Here is a 1,505-nt window from a genome sequence, read left to right as displayed (position 1 = left end):
CCTGCCAACATGGCCTGCGTCACGGTTGGACGCAGTCGCTGCACGACCTGCAACACAACGAAAGCCAGATCAGCGTGGCCCGCCCGGCGGGCAGCATCGACATCACCGAACTCTACGAGAAGGCCGGCAGTGTGCAGTGGCTGTGCCACACGCTGCATGCCGTGCTCGGCGAACACCACCTGAACGCGTTGTGCCCGCCACAACCGAAGATGAGCGCGCGTGAACTGGAAGTGCTGAAATGGTCCGCCGCTGGCAAGACCGCTGCCGACGTTGCCTGCATTCTGTCGTTGTCGCAAAGCACGGTGAATTTCCATATCCGCAGCGTGATCACCAAGACCAATGCCGCCAACAAGGCTGGCGCCATCGCCATTGCCGCGTTGCGCGGCTGGATCTGACCTTCAGACCTGCGACCCGGGGCAAAGCCCTGTAGAATCGCCTGGCAAAGCCCGGGGCGAACCGCAACGGGCAGTTTCATACCCGAGCCAGACGCCATGCCCCTGTTGACCACCCCTTACGCCGAACTCGACCTGATCCGCCAGCCCGAACAGGCCAACGACCCTTTGCAGGCTTTCGATGCCGCCGACGAATACCTGCTCGCGCAGTTGCACGCGCAGGCACCTGACGCCAACTGCCGGGTGCTGGTGCTCAACGACAGCTTCGGGGCCGTGGCCGCCAGCCTGGCTGGCAAGGTGCAGGTGACCAGCAGCGGCGACTCCCACCTGGCGCACATGGCCCTGGAAAAGAACCTGGCGCGCAATGGCCTGCCGTTCGACAGCGTGCCGTTCGTGCCAGCCAGCGAGCACTGGCAGGGCCCGTTCGACCGGGTGCTGCTGCGCGTGCCTAAAACCCTGGCCCTGCTCGAAGAGCAACTGATTCGCCTGCAGGGGCAGCTGGCACCCGCTGCGCAGGTGATTGCCGGGGCAATGGTCAAGCACTTGCCACGCGCGGCCGGTGACCTGTTGGAGAAATACATCGGCCCGGTGCAGGCTTCGCTGGCGCAAAAGAAGGCCCGCCTGCTCACCGCGACGCTGGCAGAGCGGCCCCTGGCCCGCTCGCCCTACCCTAGCCGTTACCGCCTGGACACGCCGGCGCTGGAATTGCTCAACCATGCCAACGTGTTCTGCCGTGAGGGCTTGGATATCGGCACACGGGCGTTCCTGCCGCACCTGCCACGCAATCTCGGCCGCGCGCGGGTAGCAGACCTGGGCTGTGGCAACGGGGTGCTGGCCATTGCCAGTGCCCTGGCCAACCCGGATGCCGAGTACACCTTGGTGGACGAGTCGTACATGGCGGTGCAATCGGCACGGGAGAACTGGCGCGCCGCCTTGGGTGAGCGGCCGGCCACCTTCGAAGCAGCCGACGGCTTGGCCGGGGTCGAGAAACAGTCGCTGGATGTGGTGCTCTGCAACCCGCCGTTCCACCAGCAACAGGTGGTTGGCGATTTTCTTGCCTGGCGCATGTTCCAGCAGGCACGCGAAGCGTTGGTGGTGGGCGGGGCACTGTAC

2 protein-coding genes are annotated in these 1,505 nt (G+C 65.4%); both read left to right on the top strand.

The annotated features are described in order from the left end of the window. The coding region (locus APH30_RS27185; RefSeq protein ID WP_177333809.1) for a LuxR C-terminal-related transcriptional regulator at window positions 1-395 on the top strand (395 nt) is incomplete at its 5' end. 96 nt (window positions 396-491) lie between these two features. Beyond that, window positions 492-1,505 (top strand): methyltransferase (locus APH30_RS27180; protein WP_054914251.1); only part of this gene is annotated, 1,014 nt, incomplete at its 3' end.

Origin of the sequence: Pseudomonas sp. NBRC 111127 (assembly GCF_001320345.1) — a bacterium.
GTDB lineage: Bacteria > Pseudomonadota > Gammaproteobacteria > Pseudomonadales > Pseudomonadaceae > Aquipseudomonas > Aquipseudomonas juntendi.
This window is presented reverse-complemented; position numbering and strand designations above follow the sequence as displayed.